We start from the raw sequence: 25,281 nt of genomic DNA on the forward strand, positions 1-25,281 counted from the left end.
CATGCGGCATATCGGCAATATCCTCTATCTGAGCTGGAAGGAACTGATCTCTCTATGGCGCGAGCTTCTGCTGCTCCTGCTTGTCCTCTATTCGTTCGGCCCGGGGCTTTACATCGAGAGCTCCGGCGGTGGCGACTTTCTCAGCAATGCCCATGTCACATTCGTCGATGACGACGGAAGCGCGCTGAGCCGCGGACTGAGGACCGCGCTTTTCCCGCCCTACTTCCTGGAGCCGGACGTGGCGGATCCGGATACGGCGGAGCGCATGCTGGACTGGGGCGAGACCACCTTCGTCGTCACCATACCGGCAGGTTTCGAGGCTGATCTAAGGGCAGGACGCCATACCGAGGTGCAGATCCTGATCGATGCAACGAAGACGATGCAGGCGACGGTGGGTACCGGCTACCTGACCAGGATCATCTCGGACGAGGTGACCCGCTTCCTGGCCAGATCTGACGCTGCGAGGCTCATGAGCATCGATCTGGTGCTGCGCCGCGCGTTCAATCCGACCGGCGACAACGTCTGGCTTTCCGCAATTTCCGGACTGCTCGACCACCTGACCATGCTGACGATCGTCCTGACCGGCGCCGCCCTGATACGCGAACGCGAGCACGGCACGCTCGAGCACCTCATGGTTCTTCCCCTTAACGCCTTCGAGATCGCAATAGCCAAAGTGCTTGCGAACAGCGCCGTCGTCTTCTTGGCCTTTGTCTTCGGGCTCTACGTCGTCGTGAAGGCAGCGCTCGACGTCCCCTTCGCCGGCTCAGACGGACTGCTCTTGTTCGGAACGCTGATCTATCTCTTCGCAGCGGCCGCAATCGGCATCCTGCTCGGTGTGATTGCCCGCACCATGGCACAGTTCGCGCTGCTGATCATGCTCGTGATCATGCCGATGATGATCCTGTCCGGTGGCATGAGTCCCATTGAAAGCCAACCGATCTGGCTGCAGCCGATCACCTACATGCTGCCGTCGCGACACTACATGGAGATGGCGACCGCAATTGCCTTCCGCGGCGCCGACCTCTCCATCGTTTGGCCGAAGCTACTCGCCGTTTTCGTCTTCGGATCCCTCTATCTCGTCGGAAGCCTGCTGTTCTTTCGCCGTGCCGCGGCGGGAGCATGACCCATCGATTGTCGACGCATCCGTGACGTCGTCTGATCGGAAGCCGCGCAGGCCCGATGGTCGGGCCCGCGCGGCACAGGAGGCGCTACTCCGCTGGAGAGAGAGCGGGGACCTCCTGCATACCGGACCGCCGCAGGGGACGGCGGCCCGTTAGGATGCGCACCAGCAGGTAGAAGACCGGCGTCATGAAGATGCCGAAGAAGGTCACGCCGATCATGCCGGAGAAGACCGCCACGCCCATTGCCGAGCGCATTTCCGCTCCTGCTCCGGTGGAGATCACGAGTGGCACGACCCCCATGATGAAGGCCATCGACGTCATCAGGATCGGACGCAGGCGCAGGCGGCTTGCTTCGACTGCAGCATCGAACGGGGTGCGTCCTTCAAGCTCCAGTTCGCGGGCGAACTCCACGATCAGGATCGCGTTCTTCGCCGACAATCCCACCAGCACCACCAGACCGATCTGGGTGAAGATGTTGTTGTCGCCGCCTGTTAGCCACACGCCTGTCAGTGCCGCCAGGACGCCCATGGGCACGATCATGATGATCGACAGCGGCAGCGTCAGGCTCTCGTACTGCGCCGCGAGCACGAGGTAGACGAGGAGAAGCGCCAGCGGGAAGACGACGATCGAGGAATTGCCGGCAAGGATTTCCTGATAGGTGAGATCGGTCCATTCGAAGTCGATCCCTTGCGGCACCGTCTCCCGGACGATCTTCTCGATCGCTGCCTGCGCCTGCCCCGAGGAGTAGCCCGGCGCCGGGCCGCCGTTGATGTCCGCCGATAGGAAGCCGTTGTAGCGGGTCGTCCGCTCCGGACCTGTCGTCTCCTCCACCTTCAGGAGCGCCGAAAGCGGAATCATCTCTCCCGAGCGCGAGCGCACCTTCAGTTCGCCTATGTCTTCCGCCTCCGCGCGGAACTTCGCGTCCGCCTGGACGCGTACGCTGTAGGTACGGCCGAAGGCGTTGAAGTCGTTGACATAGAGGGAGCCGAGGTAGATCTGCAGCGTTTCGAAGACATCTGTCACCGCTACACCCAGCTGTTCGGCCTTGGCCCGGTCCACGTCCGCGAAGAGTTGCGGCACGTTGATCTGGAAGCTTGAGAATATGCCGGCCAGTTCCGGTGTCTGATAGGCCTTGGCAAGCACGGCCTTGGTGGCTTCGTCCAGGACCTGATTGCCATAGCCGGCGCGGTCTTCGATCTGCAACTTGAAGCCGCCCGTCTGGCCAAGCCCGTTGACCGGCGGCGGCGGGAACATGGCGATGAAGGCTTCCTGAATTCCGGCATATTTCTGGTTCAGCGCCATGGCGATGGCGCCGCCCGAAAGCTCGGGTGTCTTGCGGTTTTCGAAATCATCGAGCGCCGCGAAGACGATGCCCGCATTCGAACCGATGGTGAAACCGTTGATGGACAATCCGGGGAAGGCGATGGCATGCGTCACGCCCGGCTGCTCCAGCGCGATGTCGCTCATCTTGCGAATGACCTCTTCCGTCCGGTCGAGCGTGGCGCCATCCGGGAGCTGGGCGAAGCCGATGAGGTACTGCTTGTCCTGTGCCGGCACGAAACCGCCGGGGACGGTCGTGAACACGCTGTAAGTGGCTCCGACCAGCGCCAGGTAGACGATCATGACCAGGCTCTTGTGGGACAGCAGTCCGCCCACGGTTCGCCCATAGCCGCTGGACGCAGCGCCGAAGACGCGGTTGAAGCCGCGGAAGAACCACCCGAACAGCCGGTCCATCAACCGCGTCAGCCAGTCCTTCGGCGCATGATGGCCCTTCAGAAGCAGGGCTGCCAGCGCCGGCGATAGCGTCAGCGAGTTGATAGCCGAGATCACGGTCGAGATCGCGATCGTCAGCGCGAACTGCCGGTAGAACTGGCCTGACAGGCCGGTGATGAAGGCGAGCGGAACGAAAACCGCGACGAGCACCAGGGCAATCGCGATGATCGGTCCTGACACTTCCCGCATCGCCCGATAGGTGGCATCGCGGGGCGAGAGGCCGTTCTCGATGTTTCGCTCGACATTCTCGACCACCACAATCGCATCATCCACAACGATACCGATCGCGAGCACAAGGCCGAAGAGTGTCAGCGCGTTGATGGAGAAGCCGAAGGCATACATAACGGCGAAGGTGCCGATGATGGAGACCGGGACAGCGATCAGCGGGATGATCGAGGCGCGCCAGGTCTGCAAGAAGAGGATGACCACCAGGACAACCAGCGCCACCGCCTCGAGAAGCGTCTCCACCACCTTTTCGATCGACGCGCGCACGAACTTGGTGGTGTCATAGACGATCTCGTATTTCACGCCTTCAGGCATTGCGAGCTGCAACTGGTCCATTGTCGCCGTGACGTTGTCGGCGATCTCGATGGCGTTCGAACCCGGTGCCTGCAGGACGGCGACGGCGACCGCGGGCTGGCCGTCCAGCAGCGAGCGCAGCGTGTAATCGGCAGCTCCCAACTCGATGCGCGCGACGTCGCGCAGGCGGGTGATCTCGCCATTCTCGCCGCTCTTGACGATGACGGCGCCGAACTCCTCCGGCGTTTCGAGACGTCCCTGCGCATTGACGTTCAGTTGGAGGCCGGTTTCGGGAACGCTAGGCGACGCGCCGATGATGCCTGCCGCCGCCTGGACGTTCTGCGCCCGGATGGCATTGCTGATATCGCTGGCGGCTAGCCCATGCTCCGCCGCCTTCTGCGGGTCGATCCAGACGCGCATCGAATAGTCGCCAGCCCCGAAAACCTGGACCTGGCCGACGCCCTCGATACGGGCAAGGCGATCCTTGATGTTGAGGGTCGCATAGTTGCGCAGATAGGTGATGTCGTAGCCGTCATCCTCCGAGACCAGGTTGACGACCATGATGAAGTCCGGCGAACTCTTCACCGTGGTGAGGCCCAGTGCCCGTACCTCGGCCGGCAGACGCGGTTCGGCCTGCGCCACCCGGTTCTGGACAAGCTGCTGCGCCTTGTCGGGATCCGTGCCGAGCTTGAAGGTCACGGTCACGGTAAGGACACCATCCGACGTCGCCTGGCTGGACATGTAGAGCATGTCTTCGACGCCGTTGATCTGCTCTTCGAGGGGTGTCGCAACCGTCTCGGCAATGACCGTAGGGTTGGCGCCGGGATAAGTGGCCCGCACGACGATGGATGGCGGCACGACCTCCGGGTATTCCGAAATCGGCAGGGCGCGCAGGCCGATCAGACCCGCCACCACGATCAGGATTGACAGGACCGCCGCGAAGACCGGGCGATCCACAAAAAATCTGGAAATATTCATGTCGGTACCCTCTCTCCAGGGCTGATAACAAGGCATGGGAAAGCCGTGCCCGCGACAGGAAGTGTCGCGAGCATCAGGTGCGTTTCAGGTTCAGAGCGCGGCGGTCGCCGGCTTTATTTCTCGCCGGCTTTATTTTTTGGCGACTTCCGCTGCAGTCTGCGGTTCGACGACCGCGCCCGGACGAATGCGCTGCAGGCCATTGACGACCACGCGGTCGCCCGGCTGCAAACCGCTTTCCACGATCCGCTCGCCCTCGACTGCAGCACCGAGCTTGATCTGGCGATAGGCGACCGTATTAGCCTGATCCACGACGAAGACGAACTTCTTGTCCTGGTCAGACCCTACCGCCGTCTCGCTGACGAGCAGGTGCTCCTTCTCCTTCGGCTCGCCCAGTCGGACCCGCACGAACTGGCCCGGTATCAACCGGCCGTCCGGATTGTCGAAGATCGCCCGCAGGCGGATCGTGCCGCTCGTGGCGCTCACCTCGTTGTCGATCAGCTGCAGCCTGCCGCGGACTGCTTCCTCGCCGCCAAGCGTCTGGATCTCCACCGGGACCTGTTCGAGCGCACGAACGCCGCCTTGCGACGGCAATTCGGCCAGGATCCGGGCAACGATATCCTCGCCGGCGTCGAAACTTGCATAGATCGGATCGACGGAGACGAGCGTCGTCAGAACCTGGGCAGCATCTCCGGCACCGACGAGGTTGCCTTCGGTTATCTCTAGCCTGCCGACGCGACCCGAAATTGGCGCCTTGATCTCCGTATACCCGAGGTTGATCTGTGCGAGTTCGAGAGCCGCTTCCGCCGAACGCAGGCTCGCCGCGGCTTCCCGCTCGGCACCTTGCCGTTGGGCGAGTTCACTCTGCGAGATCGTTTTCTTCTCCAGCAGGGTCTTGCCCCGCCGCAGTTCCGTAGCTGCCAGGTCAAGACGGGCCTTCGCGGAGGCAACCTGCCCTTCCGCCTGCGCCACAGCCGCGGCATAAGGAGCCGGATCGATGGTGATCAGCCGATCCCCGACGGAGACCAACCCACCCTCCCGAAAATGAACCGCTTGAATGGTTCCTGCCACCCGTGGCCGCAGCTGGACGCGGTCCACAGCTTCGAGCCGGCCGGAAAATTCCTGCCAGGTGGTGATGCTGCGCGGCTCCACGGCCGTCACCGTCACGGGAATAGCAGGCGCAGGTGCAGCCTCCGCCTGGGTCGCCTCGGCATCACGCGCAAAATCGAAACCGTCAAAGTCGAAATGGACCGCAGCTCCTGACAACGAGACGGCCAGTATCGCTCCGGCGCCCGCGAGGGCCCAGCTTAGCTTCTTCGTCATATCAATCTCCTTGCGGCCCCTGAGGCGGGCCGCCACCTTCTCAAATCAAGCCGTTACCGACGCAACTCCTGAACGAAAAGACGAAAGTGGGCGCTTATTTCCGACAGCCACGCCCCGTCTTCCTCGTTATAAATTCCCGACCAGCCGCTTCCCGCAGGAAAGACATGCCGGCGTACTTTCACACCTGCTTCGGACAGACGGTCGGCGTATCCGAGCGTCTCATCCCTCAGCGGATCGTCCTCCGCCGTCACCACCAGTGCAGGCGCAACGGCGGCCAAGCGCGAACACATACAAGGCGCTGCATAGGGATGCGTGAACCCGCAAAATCCGCGGAGATAATGCATCCAGCCATCGGACCAGCGTTCCCGCATGCCGATCGCGTCCGCCTTGCGGATCGACACCGAACTCATCGTCGGGTCGATCAGCGGCGACAGGAGCACCTGCCCTGCAAGGACTCCCGGCATCTGGTCCCGGGCCTTGAGAGCGATGCCAGCCGCCACATTTCCACCAGCCTCTTCGCCTGCAATGAGGATCAGAGACCGGGCACTGCCCAGTTTGCGTCGCCTCGCGGCAAGGCAGCGCAGGGCTGCAAGACCGCATTCAACGGCGCCCGGAAACATGTTCTGAGAGATGCTCCCGTAGTCCGCCTCGACGACAATCGCCCCGCCATTGGCAAGCGCCCGCGCGATGGGCGTATCACGTTCGGCAGTTCCTTCCTGCTGGAAAGCACCGCCGCGCAGGTAGAGGACGAGCGGGGGAGCCTTTTCCTTTACCGGCGGCTCATAGAAACGTACCGGCATTGTTGTTGCGACCGGCAAACCCAACTCGACCTGTTCCCATCGCATCTCCATCGAAACCTCTGCCTGCTCTTTACTCAAGGCAGCTTCTTGTTTCCCTGATGCCACCTGATATTATTGTTCAGTGGAAACCGCACAAGTTTCCCGTTCGTAATTCACTATCCACTATATCGGGACAATGTTGCCTCGCAACGAGATCGTGCCATGGATCAACTTTCTGCTATGCGTGCCTTCGTTCGTGTCGTCGAAACCGGGAACTTCACCCGCGCCGCCCGCTCGCTCGACATGTCCAAGACAACCGTGACCAACATGGTGCAGAACCTGGAGGGACACCTCAAGGCAAAGCTCCTGAACCGCACCACTCGTCAGGTCGCCGTCACGACCGAAGGGGCCCTCTACTATGAGCGCGCGGCCCAGTTTTTGGCCGACCTCGATGAACTGGACGGCAGCATTTCCTCCTCCCAGGCACAGCCATCCGGCCGACTGCGGGTGGAGATGGCCGGGGCCTTTGCCGACCTGATCGTCATTCCATCGCTGTGCGACTTCTACTGCAGGTATCCGCAGATCTCGCTCGACATAGGGGTTGGCGACCGGCTCGTGGACTACATCGCCGAAAATGTCGACTGCGCATTGAGGGCAGGCACGCCGACCGACCAGTCGCTGATCGCCCGCAAGGTCGGCGAGATGAGCCTCAAGACCTATGCATCTCCCGGCTTCATCGAGATGTTCGGCATGCCGGAACATCCAAGGGATCTCGAAGCGCGCTTCTTCTCCGTCGGCTATCTCAACGCACAGGCCGGAAAGGTGTTGCCGATGGAGTTCCGGCGGGGGGAAGAAACCTTGGAGATCACGCCACGCTATGCCGTCTCGGTCAACGACAGCCGCAGCTACGTTGCCGCCGCTCTGTCCGGCATGGGCGTGGTACAGGCGCCGCAATTCATGGTTCGGGAAGCCGTGGAGCGGGGCGACCTGGTGGAAGTCATGACGGAATGGCAGCGAGATCCGATGCCGCTCTACATCGTCTATCCTCGCACCCGGCACCTCGGTAACCGCGTCCGCGTCTTCGTCGATTGGCTGGTCAGGCTCCTGAAGGAGACCAGCGCCAGCGACGCCCCACCGGCTCGCGCGATGTCCGCCGCTAAGAAGCAGAAGGTCGAGTCGGCCGCCACTCCGGTCGCAGTCGCAGCCGAATAACTAGTTCGGCGCAACGTCATTGGAGTCCCAGACTCGCCAATGGCTGCGGGCTGTCCAGGAGTGTCGGATTTACACCCGGTCAGCCAGTGCCGCCGCGACGCCCCGCAATTCGGCCAGGCCCTTGAGGCGGCCAATTGCCGGATAGCCGGGCTGCGCACCACGCTCCAGATCGTTCAGGATGTCCTGTCCGTGATCTGGCCGATAGGGAATGATACTGTCGCTGCGCCCCACCGCGCGACGCCGTTCTTCCTCCCGCAGCAGAGCGGCCACGATTGCCACCATGTTCGTGTCGCCTGAAAGATGCTCGTCCTCGTGGAAGGAGCAGGGGATGCCCCGCGTTTCCCGCTTCACGTTGCGAAGATGGGCAAAGTGGATACGCGAGCCAAGGCGCTCCACCATGCCCGGAAGATCGTTATCCTCCCTGGCACCCAATGAGCCAGTACAGAAGGTGATCCCGCTTGCAGGGCTTTCGACGGCCCCAAGCACGGCCACGTAGTGCGCTTCGGTCGACATTATCCGCGGCAACCCCAGCAGCGGGAACGGTGGGTCATCCGGATGGCAGCAGAGGCGCAGGCCGAGTCGCTCTGCATGCGGCACCACCTCCGTCAGGAAGTCTATCAGATGGCCGCGCAGGCGCTCCTCGTCGATGGCCCCGTAGCGGGCAAGCTGTACCTTGAGGTCGTCCAGCGAGGGCTGTCCGGCTGCGCCTGGCAGTCCTGCATTGACATTGCGCGAAAGCTGGAGACGTCGCTCTGCCGGCATGTTGGCAAAACGACTTTGTGCTTCAGCACGCAGTTCATCGGGGTATTCCTCTGCCGCACCTCCGCGACGCAGGATGAAGAGATCGTAGGCGATGAAATCCACCAGTTCGAAGCGCATGGTGGTTCCACCGTGTGGCACGCGCCATGCGAGATCGGTGCGGGTCCAGTCCAGCACGGGCATGAAGTTGTAGCAGATCACCTGAAGCCCCGCCTTCGCAAGGTTCTCCAGGGACTGGATGTAGTTCGCAATGTGTTCCCGCCATGGCCCTGTCTGGGTCTTGATCTCTTCCGAGATCGGCAGGCTCTCGATGACCTCCCAGGCGAGCAGGGTCGGATCGCCAAAGCTGTCGTACGCGACCTCCCGCTGGCGCCTAGCTATCTCTGCGTCTGTCCACACCTCTCCGTACGGCACATGATGGAGCGCGGACACGATACCCTCTACTCCTGCCTGACGGGCATCCCTGATGGTGACCTTGTCAACTGGCCCGAACCATCTCCATGTCTGTCTCATGGTCTTTCCCCTAAAGCCTGTATGATCAGCCGAACGCGAGGTTCGGCAGCCAGAGGACAAGGCCCGGCATGAAGAGCAGGGCCACGATCAGTGCGATGATCGTCGCGACGAACGGCAACGCCTCGACCGTGTATTCCTCGATCTTCACGTTCATGAGCGAGCAGACCGCATACATGGCCACGCCTACGGGCGGCGTCATTCCGCCCAGCGTGACAATGCTCATCATCAGGATGCCGAAATGTACCGGGTCGATGCCCACCTGCGTGATGATCGGCACGAAGATCGGCGTCAGGAGCAGCACCAGAACGGTGCTCTCGATGAAGCAACCGGCGATCAGCAGGAACACGAGGATGACGAGGACGATCATCGCCGGGCTTTCGATGCCGGCCAGCATCCATGAGGAGATGCCTTGCGGAACCTGGAGATAGATGATCGCGAAGCCCACCATGCCTGACATCAGGATGATGATCATGATCAGGCCGATATCGGAGATGGCATGCGCGAAAGCGCGCTTCGTCTTCTCGAAGTCGAGCTCCTTGTGCGCAAGGAACCCGACAAGAAACGCGTAGACCACGGCGAAGGCGCCAACCTCGGATGGCGTGAACACGCCGCCCCGGATCGTCAGGACGAGGGCAACGGGGAAGAACAGCGCCCACTTCGCGCCCCAGACGGCCGATGCCAAGGCCTTCAAGGTCGGTCGTTCCGTGTTGGCGACGACGTAACCACGACGCTTCGCGACGAGATAGGTCGTCGTCATCAACCCGATCATCATCAGCAATCCCGGTATGATGCCGGCGATGAAGAGGCGTCCAATCGAGACATTGCCTACATAGCCGTAGAGGATGAGACCGATGCTCGGCGGTATGGTGGCGGTGATTAGCGATCCCACGGCGATTGCCGCGGCAGAGAAGCCCTTGCCATATCCCTTCGCGATCATCGTCGGGCCGAGGATGCGCGCTTCCATTGCTGCGTCGGCGACCGCCGAACCGGACACACCGCCCATGACGGTCGAGAGAACGATGGCGACCTGCGCAAGTCCGCCTGCCATCCAGCCGACCGCGACATAGGAGAACTTGAAGAGACGGTCAGTGATGCCGCTCTCGTTCATCAGGTGACCCGCAAAGACGAAGAACGGAACCGCCAGCAACGGGAAGCTCTGGCTCATCGTCGCGATCTTCTGGACGGCGATCGAGATCGGCATGACCGGATCATTGAGGAAGAATACGAAACCGGAGATGCCGATGGCGAAGGCCACGGGCATGCCGACGATCATGAAGGCGAAGAAGAGAAGCGTGATCAGGCCCATGTCAAAGTTCCGTCGGAGTGCTGAAATCGGTCTCGGTGCGCGAATAGACGAGGGTCCTGCCGTCGTCGCGGCGGCGCCACGTCCTGACCATGTTGGTGAGCAGGGCCACGCCGATCATCAGGCAGCCCACCGGCACCGCCGAGGTGACCCAAGCGTAGGAGAGGCCGCTGTCACCGAATAGGCGCTGGCTGTTGAGAACCGTCAGCCGGTAACCTTCGATCGCAAGGAAGCCCAGAAATACCAGGATGATCAGCGACATGACGTATTCAAGCCACAACCTCTGGCGAGGTTTCAGCCAACGGATGAGGAGGTCGATTCCTAGATGCCCCTTTTCGCGCATCGCGCGGGCCGCTCCGAAGAAGCAGAGCCAGATGAACAGGAGCTGCGCCATGTCCACGGACCAGATCAGCGGATAGCCGAAGAAGCGCATGATGGCGGCGAGGAAAACAAGCACGACGATGATGCCGAGAAGGAGCGCCGCAATGGCAAACTCCAATTGCGCCAGGCGTTTGAGCATGGGACCGACCTAAATTTGTAAGATGGGTGGGGGCACCCGAGGCGCCCCCGTTGGGCAGCCTTACTCGGCTGCGATCTTCTGGAGCTTCTCGCGCAGATCGGCGTAGCCCAGGGTTTCATAGACGCCTGCCGTTGCCTCCTGGAACGGCGTGACGTCGATTTCAGCGATGTTGACGCCTGCGGCCTTGAGATCTTCCTCGATCTTCGCAAGCGCATCGCGCGTGCCATAGGACGCAACATCACCGGCCTTCAGGGCCTCCTCCCGCAGGGCGGTCTGCAGTTCGGCGGGAAGGCCGTCGAACCAGGCGGCGCTCGTGACCAGTCCCGTGATGAGATTGATGTGACCGGTCTTCGTCAGTTCCTTGGTGACCTCGAACAGCTTCGCCCCCTGCCCGGCCGGCAACTGCGCTTCGACCGAATCGATCACGTTCTGCTGCAGGGCCGAATAGACCTCGGCGAACGGCATGGGAGTGGGTGTAGCGCCCATGGCCTTGATCGTTTCGACCCAGACCGGAGCGCCGGGCGTTCGCATGCGATTTCCGGCCAAATCCGCTGGCTTCGTGACCTTAGTATTGGTCCACAGCTGGCGCTCTCCCTGCCACCAGTTGAAGGACAGAACCTGATGGCCCGAAGCCGACTTGAGGCTCGTCACCCACTCCTCGAACAGGGGCGAGGTCACGATCTTGCGCATCCCGTCATAGCCTGAGGCGAGATAGGGCGCACCAAGCACGCCGAACTCCTTCTGGAAGACGGCTAGGCGCCCCCCGTCGACGACAACGGCGACCGGGGCACCGGCGCGAGCCTGCTCGAGAACATCCTCATCGGGACCGAGCTGCGAATTTGGGAAAAGCTTGACCTCGATCGCCCCATTCGTTCGTTCCGAGACGGAATCGCGGAAGCTCTCGAGGCCCTTGTAGAGCGGGTCATCCGTGGTAAGTGCGGTGTTGATGCTGAGCGTATAGTCGGCAGACAATGCGGGTGACGCGATAGCCAGGGCCGCCGTCGTCAGAAGCGTGGTGATGGAAATGAGTTTCACGATATTCCCTCCCTTAGATGAAGCGGGTGGCCCTCCAGCCCCCTCTGTGCAAGACTAGTATGGTAGTATACAGAAAGTCAACATGAGCGATTTCAAGCTGAAAGCCCTGCCGAACGACCCTTCATCTGCACGCCAGACGAGCGTGGGCGGTCGCGTCTATGACGCGCTTCGCTCGGCGATCGTACAACTGCGATTGAGGCCGGGGCACAGCCTGTCGGAAGCCGAGATCGCCGGGCAGTTGGGCGTCTCGCGGCAGCCGGTTCGGGAGGCCTTCATCAAGCTGAGCGAAGCAGGTCTGGTCGAGATTCGCCCGCAGCGGGGAACCTTCGTCCGGCTGATCTCGAAGCGGGAGGTCGAAAATGCGCAGTTCCTTAGGGAGGCTATTGAAGTTGCGATCGTCCGGAAGGCCGCTTCACAACCGCTGGCTCCGGAACACCTGCGTGATCTCATCGAGCAGCAACGCATTGCTGCGACAAGAGAAGATCATTCTGGCTTCCTGCGGCTTGACGAGCAATTCCATCAGGCAATCGCGGCAAGCGTTGATTGCGAAGACGCCTGGCGTGTTCTCGACAGTCTGAAGGCCCAGATGGATCGGGTCCGGTATCTGTCGCTACCCGAGGCGACGCCGCTTGAGGTCATCATTGATCAGCATGTCGCGATCGTCGATGCGATAGCAGATGGGTCCCCGGCCGCCGCCGAAGAAGCCATGCATGCTCATCTTCGAGAGATCCTGAAGTCCCTGCCAATGCTCGCCGAGCGGAAGACCACGTTCTTCGCCGACTGAAGCTAGTCTGCCGCTAAGAAGATGACCCAGGCCTAGATGCCGCGCACAGCGAGATAGACGGCATATAGGCTTTTGGTGGCGGTGATGAAGAGGCGGTTCCGGCGCGGCCCGCCGAAGGCGACATTCGCCACCGTCTCCGGCACGAGAATCTTCCCGAGCAAGTCACCTTCGGGAGAGAAGCAGTGAACTCCGTCGCCCGCACTGGTCCAGACATTGCCCAGGACATCGACCCGGAACCCGTCCGGTAGACCCTTGTCGATCTCGCAAAAGATCCGACCGCGAGAGAGTTCCCCCTTATCGTCGACATCGAAAGCCCTGATATGTCGAGGTGCGTTCGGGTCGTGGCTTGAGGCGGAATCGGCCACGTAGAGTATCCTCTCGTCCGGAGAAAATGCGAGCCCGTTCGGCTGGCCAAAATCTGTCACGACCGCAGCCAGTTCGCCGCTCTTCGGGTCCAGCCGGTAGACATTGCGGGTGGCCTGCTCTGGCTCCGCCTGGAAGCCTTCATAATCGGAGAGAATGCCGTAGGTGGGATCGGTGAACCAGATCGTATCATCCGAACGCACGACAACGTCGTTGGGCGAGTTCAGCCGGCGACCACCGTACCGGTCGGCAAGGACGGTCAAGGATCCGTCAATCTCCGTGCGGCTTACCCGACGCCCACCATGCTCGCAGGAAACCAGCCGGCCCTGCCGGTCACGGGTGTTGCCGTTGACGAAATTGGAGGGCGATCTGAAGACGGAAACGCCTCCCTCCACCCACCGCAGCATCCTCTGATTGGGAATATCGCTGAAGATAAGGCACTGCAGGTCCGCAAACCACACGGGTCCTTCCGCCCACCTGCAACCGGAGTAAAGCTGATCCAGATCAGAGCTTCCAACTATCAGCTGGCGGAAGCGCTCGTCATGGATTTCGTAGATCGACCCTGGCTTTCCCATGCGTATCGTCCGTTGGTTTGATGAAGCAGTTACCGCGCCGCCGGCTTGCCGCCTGCGGCGAGTATCACGCCGATGATGATGAGTCCTGTGAGGATGAGGCGAACGCCGGCCCCGAAGCCGTATGTGTTGAGCATCGACACCACCAGAAACATGAAGAGAGAGGCTCCCCAGATCCCCGGCACGTTCGAATTGCCTCCAGCGACTGCCGTGCCACCGATGACCACGACGGCAATGGACATCAATAGATACTCAGCACCCATGTTGAGGGCGGCCCCTCCCGAAAAACTGGCCAGCAGGTATCCGCACAGCGAGGCGAGAACGGCGCAGAGGACATAGGTGACGAAGCGCGTCCCATCGACGGGAATGCCGGCCATCCTCGCTGCGAACGGGCTCTGCCCGATCGCCGAAATCCAGCGGCCGTAAATCGTCTTCTCCAGCAGAACCCAGGCAATGACCGACAGCGCTGCTGCAACGATCGCCACGTTTGGAACACCGAGCGTGTACGAGGTGCTGAAATCCGCCAGCGCCTCCGGAGGCTTGATGCGCAAACCGCGATTGGTCCAGATTGCAGAAGACTGCACGATGAAACTCATCGACAGCGTGGCAATGATCGGCGGGATCCGCAGCAGCTTGATGAGGGCAAAATTGGCGACGCCGATCGTAACGCCGATGGCTACCGCCAGGATCAGGCCAAGCAGGATCATGCTGTCCTGGACGTCCATGACCTTGAGAGCGACGGTTCCGGACAGGGTCATGGTCGCGGGAACGGAAAGGTCGATATTGCCAGGCCCGAGCGTGATCACGAACATCTGGCCGATCCCGACCACGATCGAAAACGCGGCAAAGGTCAGCGCGGCCTGCGTCAGCCCCAGCGAACTTGAGCCGCCCGTGAACAGGACCGTAACGACCCAAACGATGACTGTCGCAGCAAAAGACCAGATCCACGGCCTGCCGGAGAGGCTGTTCAACATGATCACCGCCCCTTCTCCCGCTTTTCCATCCGGTTCAATGCAAGCCGCATCGCAAGCACGATGATGAGGATCGCTCCTTGGGCACCGATCTGCCAGTCCGGAGATATGCGCATGAAGGACAGGAAGGATCCGGCAAGCGTCAGCGTCAGAGCCCCAATCACCGCGCCTACCGGGGATACGCGCCCGCCAACGAATTCGCCGCCGCCGAGGATCACCCCGGCGATGGACAGCAGCGTATAGCGAAGCGCAATGTTCGCGTCGGCGGACGTGGTGAGCCCCACGAGCGCAATCCCCGCCAGCACGGCGAAGAAGCCCGCAAGCGCATAGGCTCCCGCGCGGATGCCGATGACCGACCACCCCGCCCTTTCCACCGAGCGCATGTTGCCGCCAACGCCCCGGATCAACACGCCGAATGTGGAGCGCATGACGAGGATATGCGTCAGGGCGGCAATCACCAGACTGGCAATGATCGCCATCGGAACGTAAGGCGGCTTCGAGGTCATCAACGCGCGGGCCCAGTCCGGCGCTGCGCCGCCCGGCGATGGCAGCATGAGGACGGCGAGACCTGCCCAGACGAAGCTCATCCCCAGCGTCACCACGATGGACGGTAGCTGCCGCAGGTGGATGATCACGCCAAGCGCGGCGTAGACGGCAATGGCACCGGCCAGGATCAGTATCCCGACGGCGGGCGAGGCTTGCAGGAAGGTGGCGGCAACGCAGGCACAGAAGCTGACGAATGCCCCCATGGAAAGGTCAAGGTCGTTGACCGCCATGACGAGCATCTGAGCCACGGTCGCGAGCGCGATGGGTACTGCCAGGTTGAACAGGAGGTTCAGGCCCGTATAGCTCATGGCCCGCGGCTGCATGTAGAAGACCGCCGCAAGGAGCACAGCCAGCGAGGCCGCCGGCAGTATCGTCCTTACGGCACCCGAAGAGAGCTTCATGCTGCTTCACCTCCTGCGAAGGAGGCTGCCAGCACGTTCTCCTCGCTGACGTCGTCACCGGTGAGATGGGCCGCAATCGCGCCGTCACGGAAAACATAGACGCGATCACAGAGGCAGATCTCGTCCATTTCGGTGGAGTACCAGATAAAGGTCCGGCCGCTCTCGGCCTCCGCGCGCAGAATGTCGTAGACCTCCTGCTTCGTTCCGATGTCGACGCCGCGCATCGGATCGTCCATGAGAACCACCTTGGCGGAGGTGGCAAGGGCGCGGGCAAAGAGGACCTTCTGCTGGTTCCCGCCTGATAGAGACAGGATTGGATTGTGCATGGTTGGGGTACGTATCTCGATCCGCTTTTTCCAGCCTTCGCTGACCCGACCCTCCTGTTCGGCGTCGATCAGATAGCGCCACGAGAGCGTCTTGAGGGAGGAAATGCTGAGGTTCTTCAATATGCTCCAGAGCGGGAACGTGCCGTTCAGGCCACGGTCTCCTGCCACGAAAGCCATCTTCGGCTCGCGCACTGGCAGCCAGTTGCTGTTTGCCGACAGATAGAGATCGAGGAGTGCCTCCGTCTGTCCGTGCCCGCCCAGGCCAGCCAGACCGATGATCTCGCCCTCGAACGCCTCGAGGCGGATGTCGGAGGCAGACGCCGCAGGAACGGACAGGATCGGTGTTCGCCGTTCGCGACCGAAGACGCGTCTTTCGGCGCGCTCCCGCACGACGCTCCCCATGGTTTCAACGAGACGCCGCGTATCGAACTCCCGGGCAGCCCTGTCGGCGACCACTTTGCCGTCCTTCATCACGACGATCCGGTCGGAGGTTGAGAGAATTTCGCCCAGGATGTGTGAGATCAGCAGCACGGAGCCCCCGGAGCCGACGAACCTCCGCACGTAGGCCATGAGCTGCCCCGCAAGAGCAGCATCTAGCGACGACGTCGGCTCATCCAGGATAACGAGCTTCGGCGCTGCAGAGACGGCAGCGAAATTGATCGCGATCTCCACCATCTGCCTCTCGGCGATGCTGAGGTCCTCGACAACGCTGGCACAGTCAATGCGGTGGTCGGGGAAGATATCGGACAATTGCTTGCTGACGAGATCGATGCCGCGTCTTCGCCAGCGACCGCCTCCCAGGTCACCGTGCATGATCCGCGCATTCTCAGCGATCGTCAGGTTGGGGCACAACGACAGCTCCTGGAATACGCACCGCACGCCATTCGCCCGTGCACCGGCAATGCCCGCAGATCCTGTGTCTCCGCCATAGGCCAGGGTCCCCTCCTGGGGCGAAAGCGCTCCATTGATCACGTTGACGATCGTGGACTTGCCAGCGCCGTTATGCCCCACCAACCCGACGCACTCTCCGCTTCGGATGACCAGGTCGGCGCCGTCCAGCGCCTTCACCGCACCGAAGGCCACCTTGACTCCGCGAGCCGCTACGACCTCTTGATTGAGCACTGCGTTATCCATGGAGATGCTGTCTTGCCAGCCGTTCGCGACACAAGTACCGGATGCGGCTGATGATCAGCCGCATCCGGTCCGGGAGGAGGAGCTCCGCTCCTACATCTCTGCGCTGATTACCTTCTGCGCATCTTCCAGCGAGTACTCGACGTTTGCGACGCCGCCCTTCTCGGTGTTCTCGAGGTTCTTCTCGAGATTATCCTGGTCGATCCGCAGGAATGGCACGACGAGATCCTTCTTCACGTCCTTGCCATCGAGGATCTGCTGCGCGACCCAGAACGCCAGCGTGGATACGCCCGGCGCGATCGAAACGGACATCGTCTCGTAGCCGTTCGCGTCCTTCTGTTCCTTCCACCAGCGCAGCTCGTCCTCGCGGTTGCCCATGATGATGGTCGGCATCGGGCGGTTGGCCGCGGCAAAGGCCTGTGCGGCGCCGTAGCCGTCACCACCCTGGGTCACGACTGCGGCAATCTCCGGCAGGCTCGGCAGGATGCCGGCGACTGCACGCTGGGCCACGTCCTGCGCCCAGTCGCCATTGACGGAGCCCGCAATCTTGAACTGCGGGTTCTTCTCGACGCCCGCCTGGATGCCTGCGTGAATCTCGTCATCAACCGAGACCCCGGCGAGACCGCGGATCTCCAGCAGGTTTCCGCCGTCGGGCATTTTTTCGGCGAGGTACTCGATCTGGCTCTCGCCCATCGCCTTGAAGTCCACCGCAATGCGCCATGCACACGGCTCGGTGACGATGCCATCGAACGAGACGACGATGATCCCTGCATCACAGGCTTCCTTGACGGCGCCATTGAGGGCCGTCGGAGATGCGGCATTCAGAACGATAGCGTCATACCCCTGAAGGATGAGGTTCTGGATCTGCGCCGCCTGCTCCGTTGCCTGGTTTTCTGCAGTGGTGAAGGCGTCCGCCGCGGCGACAGTGCCTTGGCTGACGGCCTCCTTGGTGATCTTGTCCCAGCTCGTCAACATTGCCTGGCGCCAGGAATTGCCGGCGTAGTTGTTGGACAGCGCAATCTTCTTGTCAGCGGTCTCGGCCGAAGCGGAGACCGGTACGGCTACGACCGCAAGCGCGATCGATGCCAGAAGCATCTTCCTGATCGTCATGATTTCCTCCCTGTGCCCCGCGGGCTCATTTATCAGGCCCGCTCCTCAACGGCCCCGTCGGCTGATGTTTCTACTGGCGCCCAGGCGTCAGTTTGGAAAGAATGAAGGAGAAGATCGGCGTTGCAAAGGCGTATCCGAGCAAGCTTGATGCGGAGGATCGCGTTAAATATGCGGGATCCCGCAAGACAAGCGTCGCCGGACGGCGCTTAATGAACCTGGCGCCTTGCGCGCGCCGATGCCGACGGGGAGGACGTCGCCAATGCTGAACCCGACGAGAAACGCGCTCTTCGACCATTACCTTGGTATCTCGCGGCTACTGGCGGGACAGCTCGACTTCAACTCGATCATCCAGGCGGTCGCGGTCGAGATCGGTCACATCATTCCGCATGACCATCTCGACGTCTGTATCAAGATGATCGACGGAAAGTACCATATTGCCTACGAGAGCGGCCTTGAGACAGCCTGGAGCCAGCATCCCCCGGCCCTGCTGAGCGGAAGCCCGATCCGCAGCCTGCTCTCGGGCGAAGTCGACTATCTTCTCTCCGGCGACGCCTGCACCGACCCGCGCTTTCATTTCGATGGCGCCTTCTCCAGCCCGATCATCGCCCTTTCATTGCACAGCCGGCTGCATGTTCCCTTGCGGGTCCAGGGAGACATTATTGGAGCTCTCAGTTGCTCCAGCCACCGGTTCGATCACTACACCCTGGAAGATGTGGAGAATGCCCGTTCGATAGCGGATCTTCTGGCGCCCTACTTCTTCGCCCTACGTGCAGCGGATCAGGCGAAGCGATCCGCTGTCGTCGAGACGGAAGCGCGTGCACGGGAGGAGGGCCTTCGTCTAGGAGCCCTTAAGCTCACCGAAGCACTCGAAGCCGAACGCCAGAGGATCGGCATGGATCTTCACGATCAGACCCTTGCCGACCTGACAAGGCTCGCAAGACGCCTGGAGCGTCTAACGCATCTGCCAGACGTGCCGGGTGAGACGCTGGAACCGGTTTTTCGAAGCCTGCAGCACTGTATGCACGACCTGCGCCAGATCATCGAAGAGGCCAAGCCGTCGGTGCTGCAACTCTTCGGAGTGACCGAGGCCATAGAAAATCATCTCGAGCGCTCGGTGCGGGAGACGGGAGGGCAAATCCGCTGCCAGGTTGTCGACGACAGCTGCACAAGCCTCGCGACCCTCGACGAAACCGTCGCGACGGCGCTGTTCCGCATCGTGCAGGAGGCGATCAACAACGCGGTGCGCCACGGCCAGCCCTCGGAGATCGTTGTGAACCTGCAGAAGGTTGGTAGCGGCCTTTGGGTGATCGTGAACGACGACGGCGTCGGCATCGGACATCCGCAGGAACAGGTCGGTCACGGCATCGACAACATGCGCACCAGGGCCCGCCTTATCGGCGCCCGTTTCGAGATCGGCTGCAGGCCGGATGGCCCCGGTACACAGGTGAAGCTCTGGCTTCCACTGGGACACCCGAGGCAGCAACCGACAGGAAGGACATGATGGAAGTTCTCATCGTCGAAGACGATCCGCTTCACCGTTCGTATCTGCACGACGCGGTTCGCGCTGCCTTGCCCGAATGTGATCTGGTGCTGGAAGCCGAAAACGGCAGGGTCGGGGAAGGTCTGGCACGGCAGCACCGCTCGGCGCACATCGTCATGGACCTGCAGATGTCGGAGCGCAATGGCATCGAGGCTGCCCGGACCATTTGGAAGGAGCGACCGGATACGCGCATACTCTTCTGGTCCAACTATGCCGATGAAGCCTATGTACGAGGCGTGTCGCGCATCGTGCCCGAAGGTGCGGCCTACGGCTATGTCTTGAAGTCGGCCTCCGATGACCGGCTCAAGCTCGCGCTCCGCAGCATCTTCATGGAGGCGCAATGCGTCATCGACCGGGAAGTCCGCGGCATGCAGCAGAAGAGCCTTGGCCACGTCAACGGCTTTACCGATGTCGAATACGAGATCCTGATCGACATAGCACTCGGCTTGACGGACCGCATGATTGCCCGCCGTCACAATCTGTCCCTCAGAAGCGTGCAGAATCGGCTGCAACAGCTCTACGAGAAGCTCAATGTCTATCAACGCGTCGGCGAAGACGTGGAAGAGGGTCGCTATAACCTTCGCGGCCGGGCCGTCGCCGTCGCCTTGCTGCGCAAGCTGATCAACTACAGCGCGCTGGAACGCGCCGAAGCCGAGCTGAATGAGTGGCTGGGGGTCAAGCAAAATTGAGAGGCCGCAGGCAGGGGCTGCGACGCGCCGTCACTGCCTGATCAGAATTCAACCGGGAAATGCATGCTTTTCACGCTGGAAGAGACGGGTTGACTCCGCGCAAAAATGGAATAATCATTTCATTGTGAAGCATTGAAGGACTAAACTTTCCACGGGGAGGTGGGAAGATTAGGCGCGGCCACCAAGGACCGCCGATCCGGGCTATCACGGGTGAACCGGCACCCGCAGAGGAGGAAAGATCATGAAGAAGCTCGTTCTGGGCGCTATAATGGCGGCCCTTATGTCGACTGCTGCCCATGCCGAGAACATCGGCGTATCGATGGCCCTGTTCGACGACAATTTCCTGACCGTCCTGCGCAACGGCATGAGTGACTACGTCAAGACACTGGACGGGGTAGAGCTGCAAATCGAGGACGCTCAGAATGACGTCGCAAAGCAGCTCGACCAGATCAACAACTTCGTCGCCTCTGGCGTCGACGCCATCATTGTCAATCCGGTTGATACCTCGGCGACCGAAGCCATGACCAAGGCGGCCGAAGCCGCCGGTGTGCCGCTGGTTTATGTCAACCGCGAGCCGATCAACGTGGACTCATTGCCGGACAACCAGGCCTTTGTCGCTTCCAACGAACAGGAGTCGGGTACGCTCGAGACAAAGGAGGTCTGCCGACTGCTTAGCGGGAAGGGAAAGAACCCCGCGCGCATCTACGTCATGATGGGCGAGCTTTCCAACCAGGCCGCGGTTATGCGGACGCAGGATATAAAGGACGTGATGAAGTCGGGCGAATGCCAGGTTGAACTGCAGATCATCGATGAGCAGACCGCCAACTGGTCCCGCGACGAGGCGCAGGACCTGATGACCAACTGGCTCTCCACGGGCGAGAAATTCGACGCGGTGATCTCCAACAACGACGAGATGGCGCTCGGCGCAATCCAGGCAATGAAGGCCGCAAACGTGTCGATGGAAGATGTCATCGTCGGCGGGGTCGACGCCACCCAGGATGCACTGGCTGCGATGGAAGCTGGTGACCTCGATGTCACCGTCTTCCAGGATGCGGCCGGCCAAGGCAAGGGAGCAGTCGACGCCGCCCTGAAACTCGCCAAGGGCGAAAGCGTCGATCAGAAAGTCTACATCCCGTTCCAGTTGGTCACACCCGACAACATCGCCGACTACAAGTCAAAGAACTGAGTGTCGCGCCAAACTGGCGAGGGTCGTCTCGGCTGCCCTCGCCACAACGACCAGCCCCCCATCTGTTGCTGCTGAACTTCGGAGTCTGAGCGATGGCGACTTCCAACCTGCACGGCGTCGGCGGCCTTACCTTCGACGGCTCGAAGCGCCGATGGCCAAACGAGATGAACGTGCTGATCGCGCTCATCCTCATCATCGGCATCTTCGAATTGCTCGGCCACCTGATGATGGGACAGAGCTTTCTGTTCGACAGCTCGGGCCGGAGCAGCTCGATCTTCAATGAGCAGCGGCTGCGCATCATCATCCTTCAAGTGTCGATCGTCGGCATCATTGCCATCGGCGTGACGCAGGTCATCATCTCTGGCGGTATCGACCTGTCGTCCGGTTCGGTGGTGGGTGCCGCCGCCATGATCGCAATGAGCTTTGCCCAGGTCGCGGAAGTAAACGGCAATGCTAACCCGACGCTGGCACTGGGCCCATGGGCCACGGACCTTCCTGTCCTTGTACCGATTGCAGTTGCACTCCTGTTCGGCCTCCTCGCAGGGATCATCAACGGCGCGCTGATCGCCTACACCGGAATACCGCCCTTCATCGCGACATTGGGAATGATGGTAACGGCTCGCGGCATCGCCAAGTGGTGGACCGCTGGCAGGCCGATCTCGTTCCCGACCGAAGGTTACCGTGCCGTCGGCGATGGGCTCATGCCTGTCATCATATTCGTGGCTCTCGCGATCCTCTTCCATCTGGTCTTGCGCCACACCGTTTACGGGAAGCACACCTACGCCATCGGCTCGAATGAAGACGCCGCCCGCATGTCGGGGATCAAGGTGGGCCGACACAAGGTTCTCGTCTACACCATCGCCGGAATGCTCGCCGGCGTGGCAGCGATCGTCCTGTCCTCGAAGAACCTGACTGCCCAGGCGGGAATGGGGGTGATGTACGAGCTGGACGCCATCGCCATGGCCGTTATCGGCGGCGTCTCGTTGTCAGGCGGCCGCGGCTCGATCGTCGGCACCGTGCTCGGTGCACTCATCTTCGGCGTTATCATCTCCGGCTTCACCTTCCTGAGGCTCGATGCCTATTATCAGGAGATGGTGAAGGGCGGGATCATCGTCGCCGCAGTGGTGCTGGACCAGTGGCGCCAGCGCCGGGCCGCCTGGGGTCCATGAGGGAGGACGTCATGACTAGCAGCAACACCATCCTCGAAACGGTCGGCCTGACGAAGCATTATGGCGGCGTCCATGCGCTAGAGGGCGCCAACTTCAGGATCCACGCGGGCGAACATGTCGCCATCATGGGCGACAATGGTGCCGGCAAATCTACCTTCGTCAGGCAGATCACCGGTGTCGAGCGGCCGACCCGGGGCCAGATCATCTTCAACGGCGAACCTGTGGCGTTCGAGAATCCGATGGAGGCGCGCGAGGCGGGCATTGAAACCGTGTTCCAGTCGCTTGCGCTTGCGGACGAACTGGACGTTCCCGACAACCTCTTTCTTGGCCGCGAACTGGTCCGCTTCCGTTTCGGGCCTTTCTCCATCCTTGACTACAAGGCCATGCGGCAGCGCACCTTGGAGGCGCTGGAGAAGACGGCGGTGAAAATTCCCAATCTGAGGAACACGATCCGAAACATGTCGGGCGGCCAACGGCAATGCGTGGCCATCGCACGCACGGCCACCTTTCATTCCAAGTTGACGATCATGGACGAGCCGACGGCAGCACTGGGCGTTCAGGAAACCGCCCAGGTGGAGAACATCATCCGGACCCTGAAGCAACAGGGAGAACCGCTGATCCTCATCAGCCACAACATGCGGCAGGTCTTCGATCTTGTCGATCGTATTGTCGTCTTTCGGCGGGGGCGCATCGTTGCCGACCTGAAGAAGGACGAGACCGACGGTCAGGATGTCGTGGCATACATCACGGGCGCCAAGACAGGCGCCGAATTTAAGGATACGGCGGCGTAAACCGCTCATCTCCCAGACAAGAGGACAACATGACACTAACATTCGCCCTACTCGGCGCTGGTCGCATCGGCAAGGTGCATGCGCGGGCCATTGCCGGCAATCCAGATGCAGAACTCGCCTTCGTTGCCGATCCCGTCGCGGACGCAGCCAGGGCGATAGCCGAGCAATATAGCTGCCGAGTTTCGACGATCGACGAGATCGCCGCCGATCCGACGGTGGATGCGGTGATCATCTGCACGCCGACGAACACCCATGCAGACCTGATCGAGATGTTCGCACGCGCCGGAAAGGCGATCTTCTGCGAAAAGCCGGTAGACCTCGATGTCGCCCGTGCCGAATCTTGCCTCAAGGTCGTTCGCGACACCGGCGCAAAGCTCATGCTCGGCTTCCAGCGCCGCTACGATCCGCACTTCGCGGCGGTCAAGAAGGCCATCTCCGATGGACGCATTGGTGAAGTCGAGATGATCCAGATCGTCTCGCGTGACCCGGGCGCCCCGCCGATGGACTACATCAAGACCTCCGGCGGCATCTTTCGCGACATGACCATCCACGACTTCGACATGGCCCGCTTCCTCCTGGGCGAGGAACCCGCGACCGTCTACGCCACCGGCTCGGTCCTGACCGACAAGACGATCGAAGGCGTCGATTACGACAGCGCCTCCGTCACTCTGACCACGGCGTCGGGCAAGCACTGCACGATTTCGAACTCGCGACGCGCCACCTACGGCTATGACCAGCGGGTGGAGGTGCACGGCTCGAAGGGCGCCGTCTCTGTTGAGAACCAGCGCCCCGTGACGATCGAACTCGCGGCCGGCGACGGCTTCACCCGACCTCCCCTGCACGACTTCTTCATGACCCGCTATGTGGAGGCCTACGCGGCGGAGATTGCCGCCTTCGTTTCCGTACTCAAGGACGGGGCGTCCCCCTCCCCGAGCGGCGAAGATGGCCTGCGCGCCCTCAAACTCGCGGATGCGGCTCTGCGTTCGGCAAAGCAGGGCGTCGTGGTCGTGCTCTGAGGATGTTATGGTCAAGGCCAAGAACAGTTTTGAGATCCTGCGCAGCCGCATCGTCGGTGCGCAGGACACCTTGCCCAAACGCCTGGCGGAAGCGGCAGGCTATGTCCTGGCCAATCCCGACGAGATTGCGCTGGGCACGACAGCCTCCATTGCCAAGGCGGCGCAGGTACAACCATCGACGCTGGTCCGGCTTGCACACCATCTCGGGTACGAAGGCTTCTCCGACCTGCAGCAGGTCTTCCGCGAGCGGCTGATGGAGCGCGCATCCAGCTACGAAGAGCGCCTCAGCCGGCTTGAAGCAAAGGCCTCCCCCGGGACGTTCGACGGCACGGTCATGCATGGCTTCATCGATGCGGCGCGAAACTCCGTGGACAAGCTCTCCGCGCAGGTGACGGATGCGGAATTCGCCAAGGTCGTGACGGTGCTGGCACGCGCTCGCACCATCTATCTCATCGCCCGTCGGCGCTCCTATCCGCTCGCCGCACATCTTGCCTATGCGTTCGGCAAGCTTGGCATCCGCGCCATCATGGTCGGCTCCACGAACGGGATAGATGAGGAGATAGCCGACATGGCGCAGGCCGACGATACGGCCTTCATCTGCTCCTTCGCGCCCTATGCCTCGGACACCGTGGACCTGGCAGCGCGCCTGCACGACCGTGGTGTGCCGATCGTATCGCTGACGGACTCTCCGCTCTCGCCTCTCGCTCCATTGTCCAAGGTCTGGCTCGAGATCGCAGAGAACGACTATGCGGGCTTCCGCTCGATCGCCGCATCCATGGCGATCGTTTCCGCCTTGCCGGTGGCGATCGCCGAGCGGCGCCGACACATGCAATGAGAACCTAGGGAGACACCGA

Annotated in this window: 22 protein-coding genes; 10 read left to right on the top strand and 12 right to left on the bottom strand. The window is 61.7% G+C overall.

The window, feature by feature from the left end; translation table 11 throughout:
* Position 1: 1 nt before the first annotated feature.
* On the top strand, positions 2-1,123 hold the full coding sequence (locus FN060_RS17990) for an ABC transporter permease (RefSeq protein ID WP_142589290.1): 1,122 nt from the start codon (positions 2-4) through the stop codon (positions 1,121-1,123).
* A gap of 85 nt (positions 1,124-1,208) precedes the next feature.
* On the opposite strand, the gene FN060_RS17995 is transcribed toward FN060_RS17990, so the two are convergent.
* From FN060_RS17995 to FN060_RS18005, 3 genes are all read right to left on the bottom strand, one after another.
* Positions 1,209-4,391: an efflux RND transporter permease subunit gene (locus tag FN060_RS17995; RefSeq protein WP_142589292.1), complete on the bottom strand. Its 3,183-nt coding sequence runs from the start codon at positions 4,389-4,391 to the stop codon at positions 1,209-1,211.
* A 129-nt stretch (positions 4,392-4,520) separates the two neighbouring features.
* Positions 4,521-5,711, bottom strand: a complete 1,191-nt coding sequence (locus FN060_RS18000; protein ID WP_077545959.1) for an efflux RND transporter periplasmic adaptor subunit — start codon at positions 5,709-5,711, stop codon at positions 4,521-4,523.
* A gap of 53 nt (positions 5,712-5,764) precedes the next feature.
* Positions 5,765-6,562 (bottom strand): alpha/beta hydrolase fold domain-containing protein, encoded by a 798-nt coding sequence (locus tag FN060_RS18005; protein WP_425312192.1) that lies wholly within the window; start codon positions 6,560-6,562, stop codon positions 5,765-5,767.
* 150 nt (positions 6,563-6,712) lie between these two features.
* Between FN060_RS18005 and FN060_RS18010 the strand changes: the two genes are divergently transcribed.
* Positions 6,713-7,702, top strand: coding sequence for a LysR family transcriptional regulator (locus tag FN060_RS18010; RefSeq protein ID WP_142589294.1), 990 nt, complete (start codon positions 6,713-6,715; stop codon positions 7,700-7,702).
* A 69-nt stretch (positions 7,703-7,771) separates the two neighbouring features.
* On the opposite strand, the gene uxuA is transcribed toward FN060_RS18010, so the two are convergent.
* Genes uxuA through FN060_RS18030 form a run of 4 tightly spaced genes read right to left on the bottom strand, consistent with a single transcriptional unit; the run spans position 7,772 to position 11,832 of the window.
* Entirely contained in the window at positions 7,772-8,974 is a 1,203-nt protein-coding gene (gene uxuA, locus FN060_RS18015) for a mannonate dehydratase (protein WP_142589297.1), read from the bottom strand.
* 25 nt (positions 8,975-8,999) lie between these two features.
* Entirely contained in the window at positions 9,000-10,280 is a 1,281-nt protein-coding gene (locus tag FN060_RS18020) for a TRAP transporter large permease (protein WP_142589298.1), read from the bottom strand.
* Position 10,281: 1 nt separating this feature from the next.
* Positions 10,282-10,797 (bottom strand): TRAP transporter small permease, encoded by a 516-nt coding sequence (locus tag FN060_RS18025; RefSeq protein ID WP_142589300.1) that lies wholly within the window; start codon positions 10,795-10,797, stop codon positions 10,282-10,284.
* Positions 10,798-10,857: 60 nt separating this feature from the next.
* Positions 10,858-11,832 (bottom strand): C4-dicarboxylate TRAP transporter substrate-binding protein, encoded by a 975-nt coding sequence (locus tag FN060_RS18030; RefSeq protein ID WP_142589302.1) that lies wholly within the window; start codon positions 11,830-11,832, stop codon positions 10,858-10,860.
* 82 nt (positions 11,833-11,914) lie between these two features.
* Here FN060_RS18030 and FN060_RS18035 point away from each other — a divergent pair, with 82 nt between their 5' ends.
* Positions 11,915-12,616, top strand: a complete 702-nt coding sequence (locus tag FN060_RS18035; RefSeq protein WP_142589304.1) for a GntR family transcriptional regulator — start codon at positions 11,915-11,917, stop codon at positions 12,614-12,616.
* A gap of 32 nt (positions 12,617-12,648) precedes the next feature.
* Here the strand turns inward: FN060_RS18035 and FN060_RS18040 are convergent, their stop codons facing one another.
* The 5 genes from FN060_RS18040 to FN060_RS18060 all read right to left on the bottom strand — a co-directional run bounded on the left by FN060_RS18040 (position 12,649) and on the right by FN060_RS18060 (position 18,036).
* Positions 12,649-13,554: an SMP-30/gluconolactonase/LRE family protein gene (locus FN060_RS18040; RefSeq protein ID WP_142589306.1), complete on the bottom strand. Its 906-nt coding sequence runs from the start codon at positions 13,552-13,554 to the stop codon at positions 12,649-12,651.
* A 29-nt stretch (positions 13,555-13,583) separates the two neighbouring features.
* Positions 13,584-14,525: an ABC transporter permease gene (locus FN060_RS18045; RefSeq protein WP_183949812.1), complete on the bottom strand. Its 942-nt coding sequence runs from the start codon at positions 14,523-14,525 to the stop codon at positions 13,584-13,586.
* A gap of 2 nt (positions 14,526-14,527) precedes the next feature.
* Positions 14,528-15,469, bottom strand: coding sequence for an ABC transporter permease (locus FN060_RS18050; RefSeq protein WP_142589310.1), 942 nt, complete (start codon positions 15,467-15,469; stop codon positions 14,528-14,530).
* Positions 15,466-16,929 (bottom strand): ATP-binding cassette domain-containing protein, encoded by a 1,464-nt coding sequence (locus FN060_RS18055; protein ID WP_142589312.1) that lies wholly within the window; start codon positions 16,927-16,929, stop codon positions 15,466-15,468. Before FN060_RS18055 ends, FN060_RS18050 begins: the two co-directional genes overlap by 4 nt.
* 90 nt (positions 16,930-17,019) lie before the next feature.
* Complete coding sequence (locus tag FN060_RS18060; protein WP_142589314.1) at positions 17,020-18,036, bottom strand: ABC transporter substrate-binding protein; 1,017 nt, start codon at positions 18,034-18,036, stop codon at positions 17,020-17,022.
* Between the two features lie 259 nt (positions 18,037-18,295).
* On the opposite strand from FN060_RS18060, the gene FN060_RS18065 reads away from it, so the two are divergent.
* The 7 genes from FN060_RS18065 to FN060_RS18095 all read left to right on the top strand — a co-directional run bounded on the left by FN060_RS18065 (position 18,296) and on the right by FN060_RS18095 (position 25,262).
* Positions 18,296-19,537 (top strand): GAF domain-containing sensor histidine kinase, encoded by a 1,242-nt coding sequence (locus FN060_RS18065; protein ID WP_142589316.1) that lies wholly within the window; start codon positions 18,296-18,298, stop codon positions 19,535-19,537.
* Positions 19,537-20,265, top strand: a complete 729-nt coding sequence (locus tag FN060_RS18070) for a response regulator transcription factor (protein ID WP_077545967.1) — start codon at positions 19,537-19,539, stop codon at positions 20,263-20,265. The genes FN060_RS18065 and FN060_RS18070 overlap by 1 nt, the downstream gene beginning before the upstream one ends.
* Before the next feature lie 241 nt (positions 20,266-20,506).
* Positions 20,507-21,451 (top strand): sugar ABC transporter substrate-binding protein, encoded by a 945-nt coding sequence (locus tag FN060_RS18075; protein ID WP_142589318.1) that lies wholly within the window; start codon positions 20,507-20,509, stop codon positions 21,449-21,451.
* A 92-nt stretch (positions 21,452-21,543) separates the two neighbouring features.
* On the top strand, positions 21,544-22,620 hold the full coding sequence (locus FN060_RS18080) for an ABC transporter permease (protein WP_142589320.1): 1,077 nt from the start codon (positions 21,544-21,546) through the stop codon (positions 22,618-22,620).
* An 11-nt stretch (positions 22,621-22,631) separates the two neighbouring features.
* Positions 22,632-23,411, top strand: coding sequence for an ATP-binding cassette domain-containing protein (locus FN060_RS18085; protein WP_142589322.1), 780 nt, complete (start codon positions 22,632-22,634; stop codon positions 23,409-23,411).
* Between the two features lie 29 nt (positions 23,412-23,440).
* Positions 23,441-24,427, top strand: a complete 987-nt coding sequence (iolG, locus tag FN060_RS18090) for an inositol 2-dehydrogenase (RefSeq protein ID WP_142589324.1) — start codon at positions 23,441-23,443, stop codon at positions 24,425-24,427.
* Positions 24,428-24,434: 7 nt separating this feature from the next.
* Positions 24,435-25,262 (top strand): MurR/RpiR family transcriptional regulator, encoded by an 828-nt coding sequence (locus FN060_RS18095; RefSeq protein ID WP_077545971.1) that lies wholly within the window; start codon positions 24,435-24,437, stop codon positions 25,260-25,262.
* The last annotated feature ends 19 nt before the right edge of the window (positions 25,263-25,281 follow it).

This window comes from Pseudorhizobium halotolerans, assembly GCF_902153235.2.
Taxonomy (GTDB): Bacteria; Pseudomonadota; Alphaproteobacteria; order Rhizobiales; family Rhizobiaceae; genus Neorhizobium; species Neorhizobium flavum.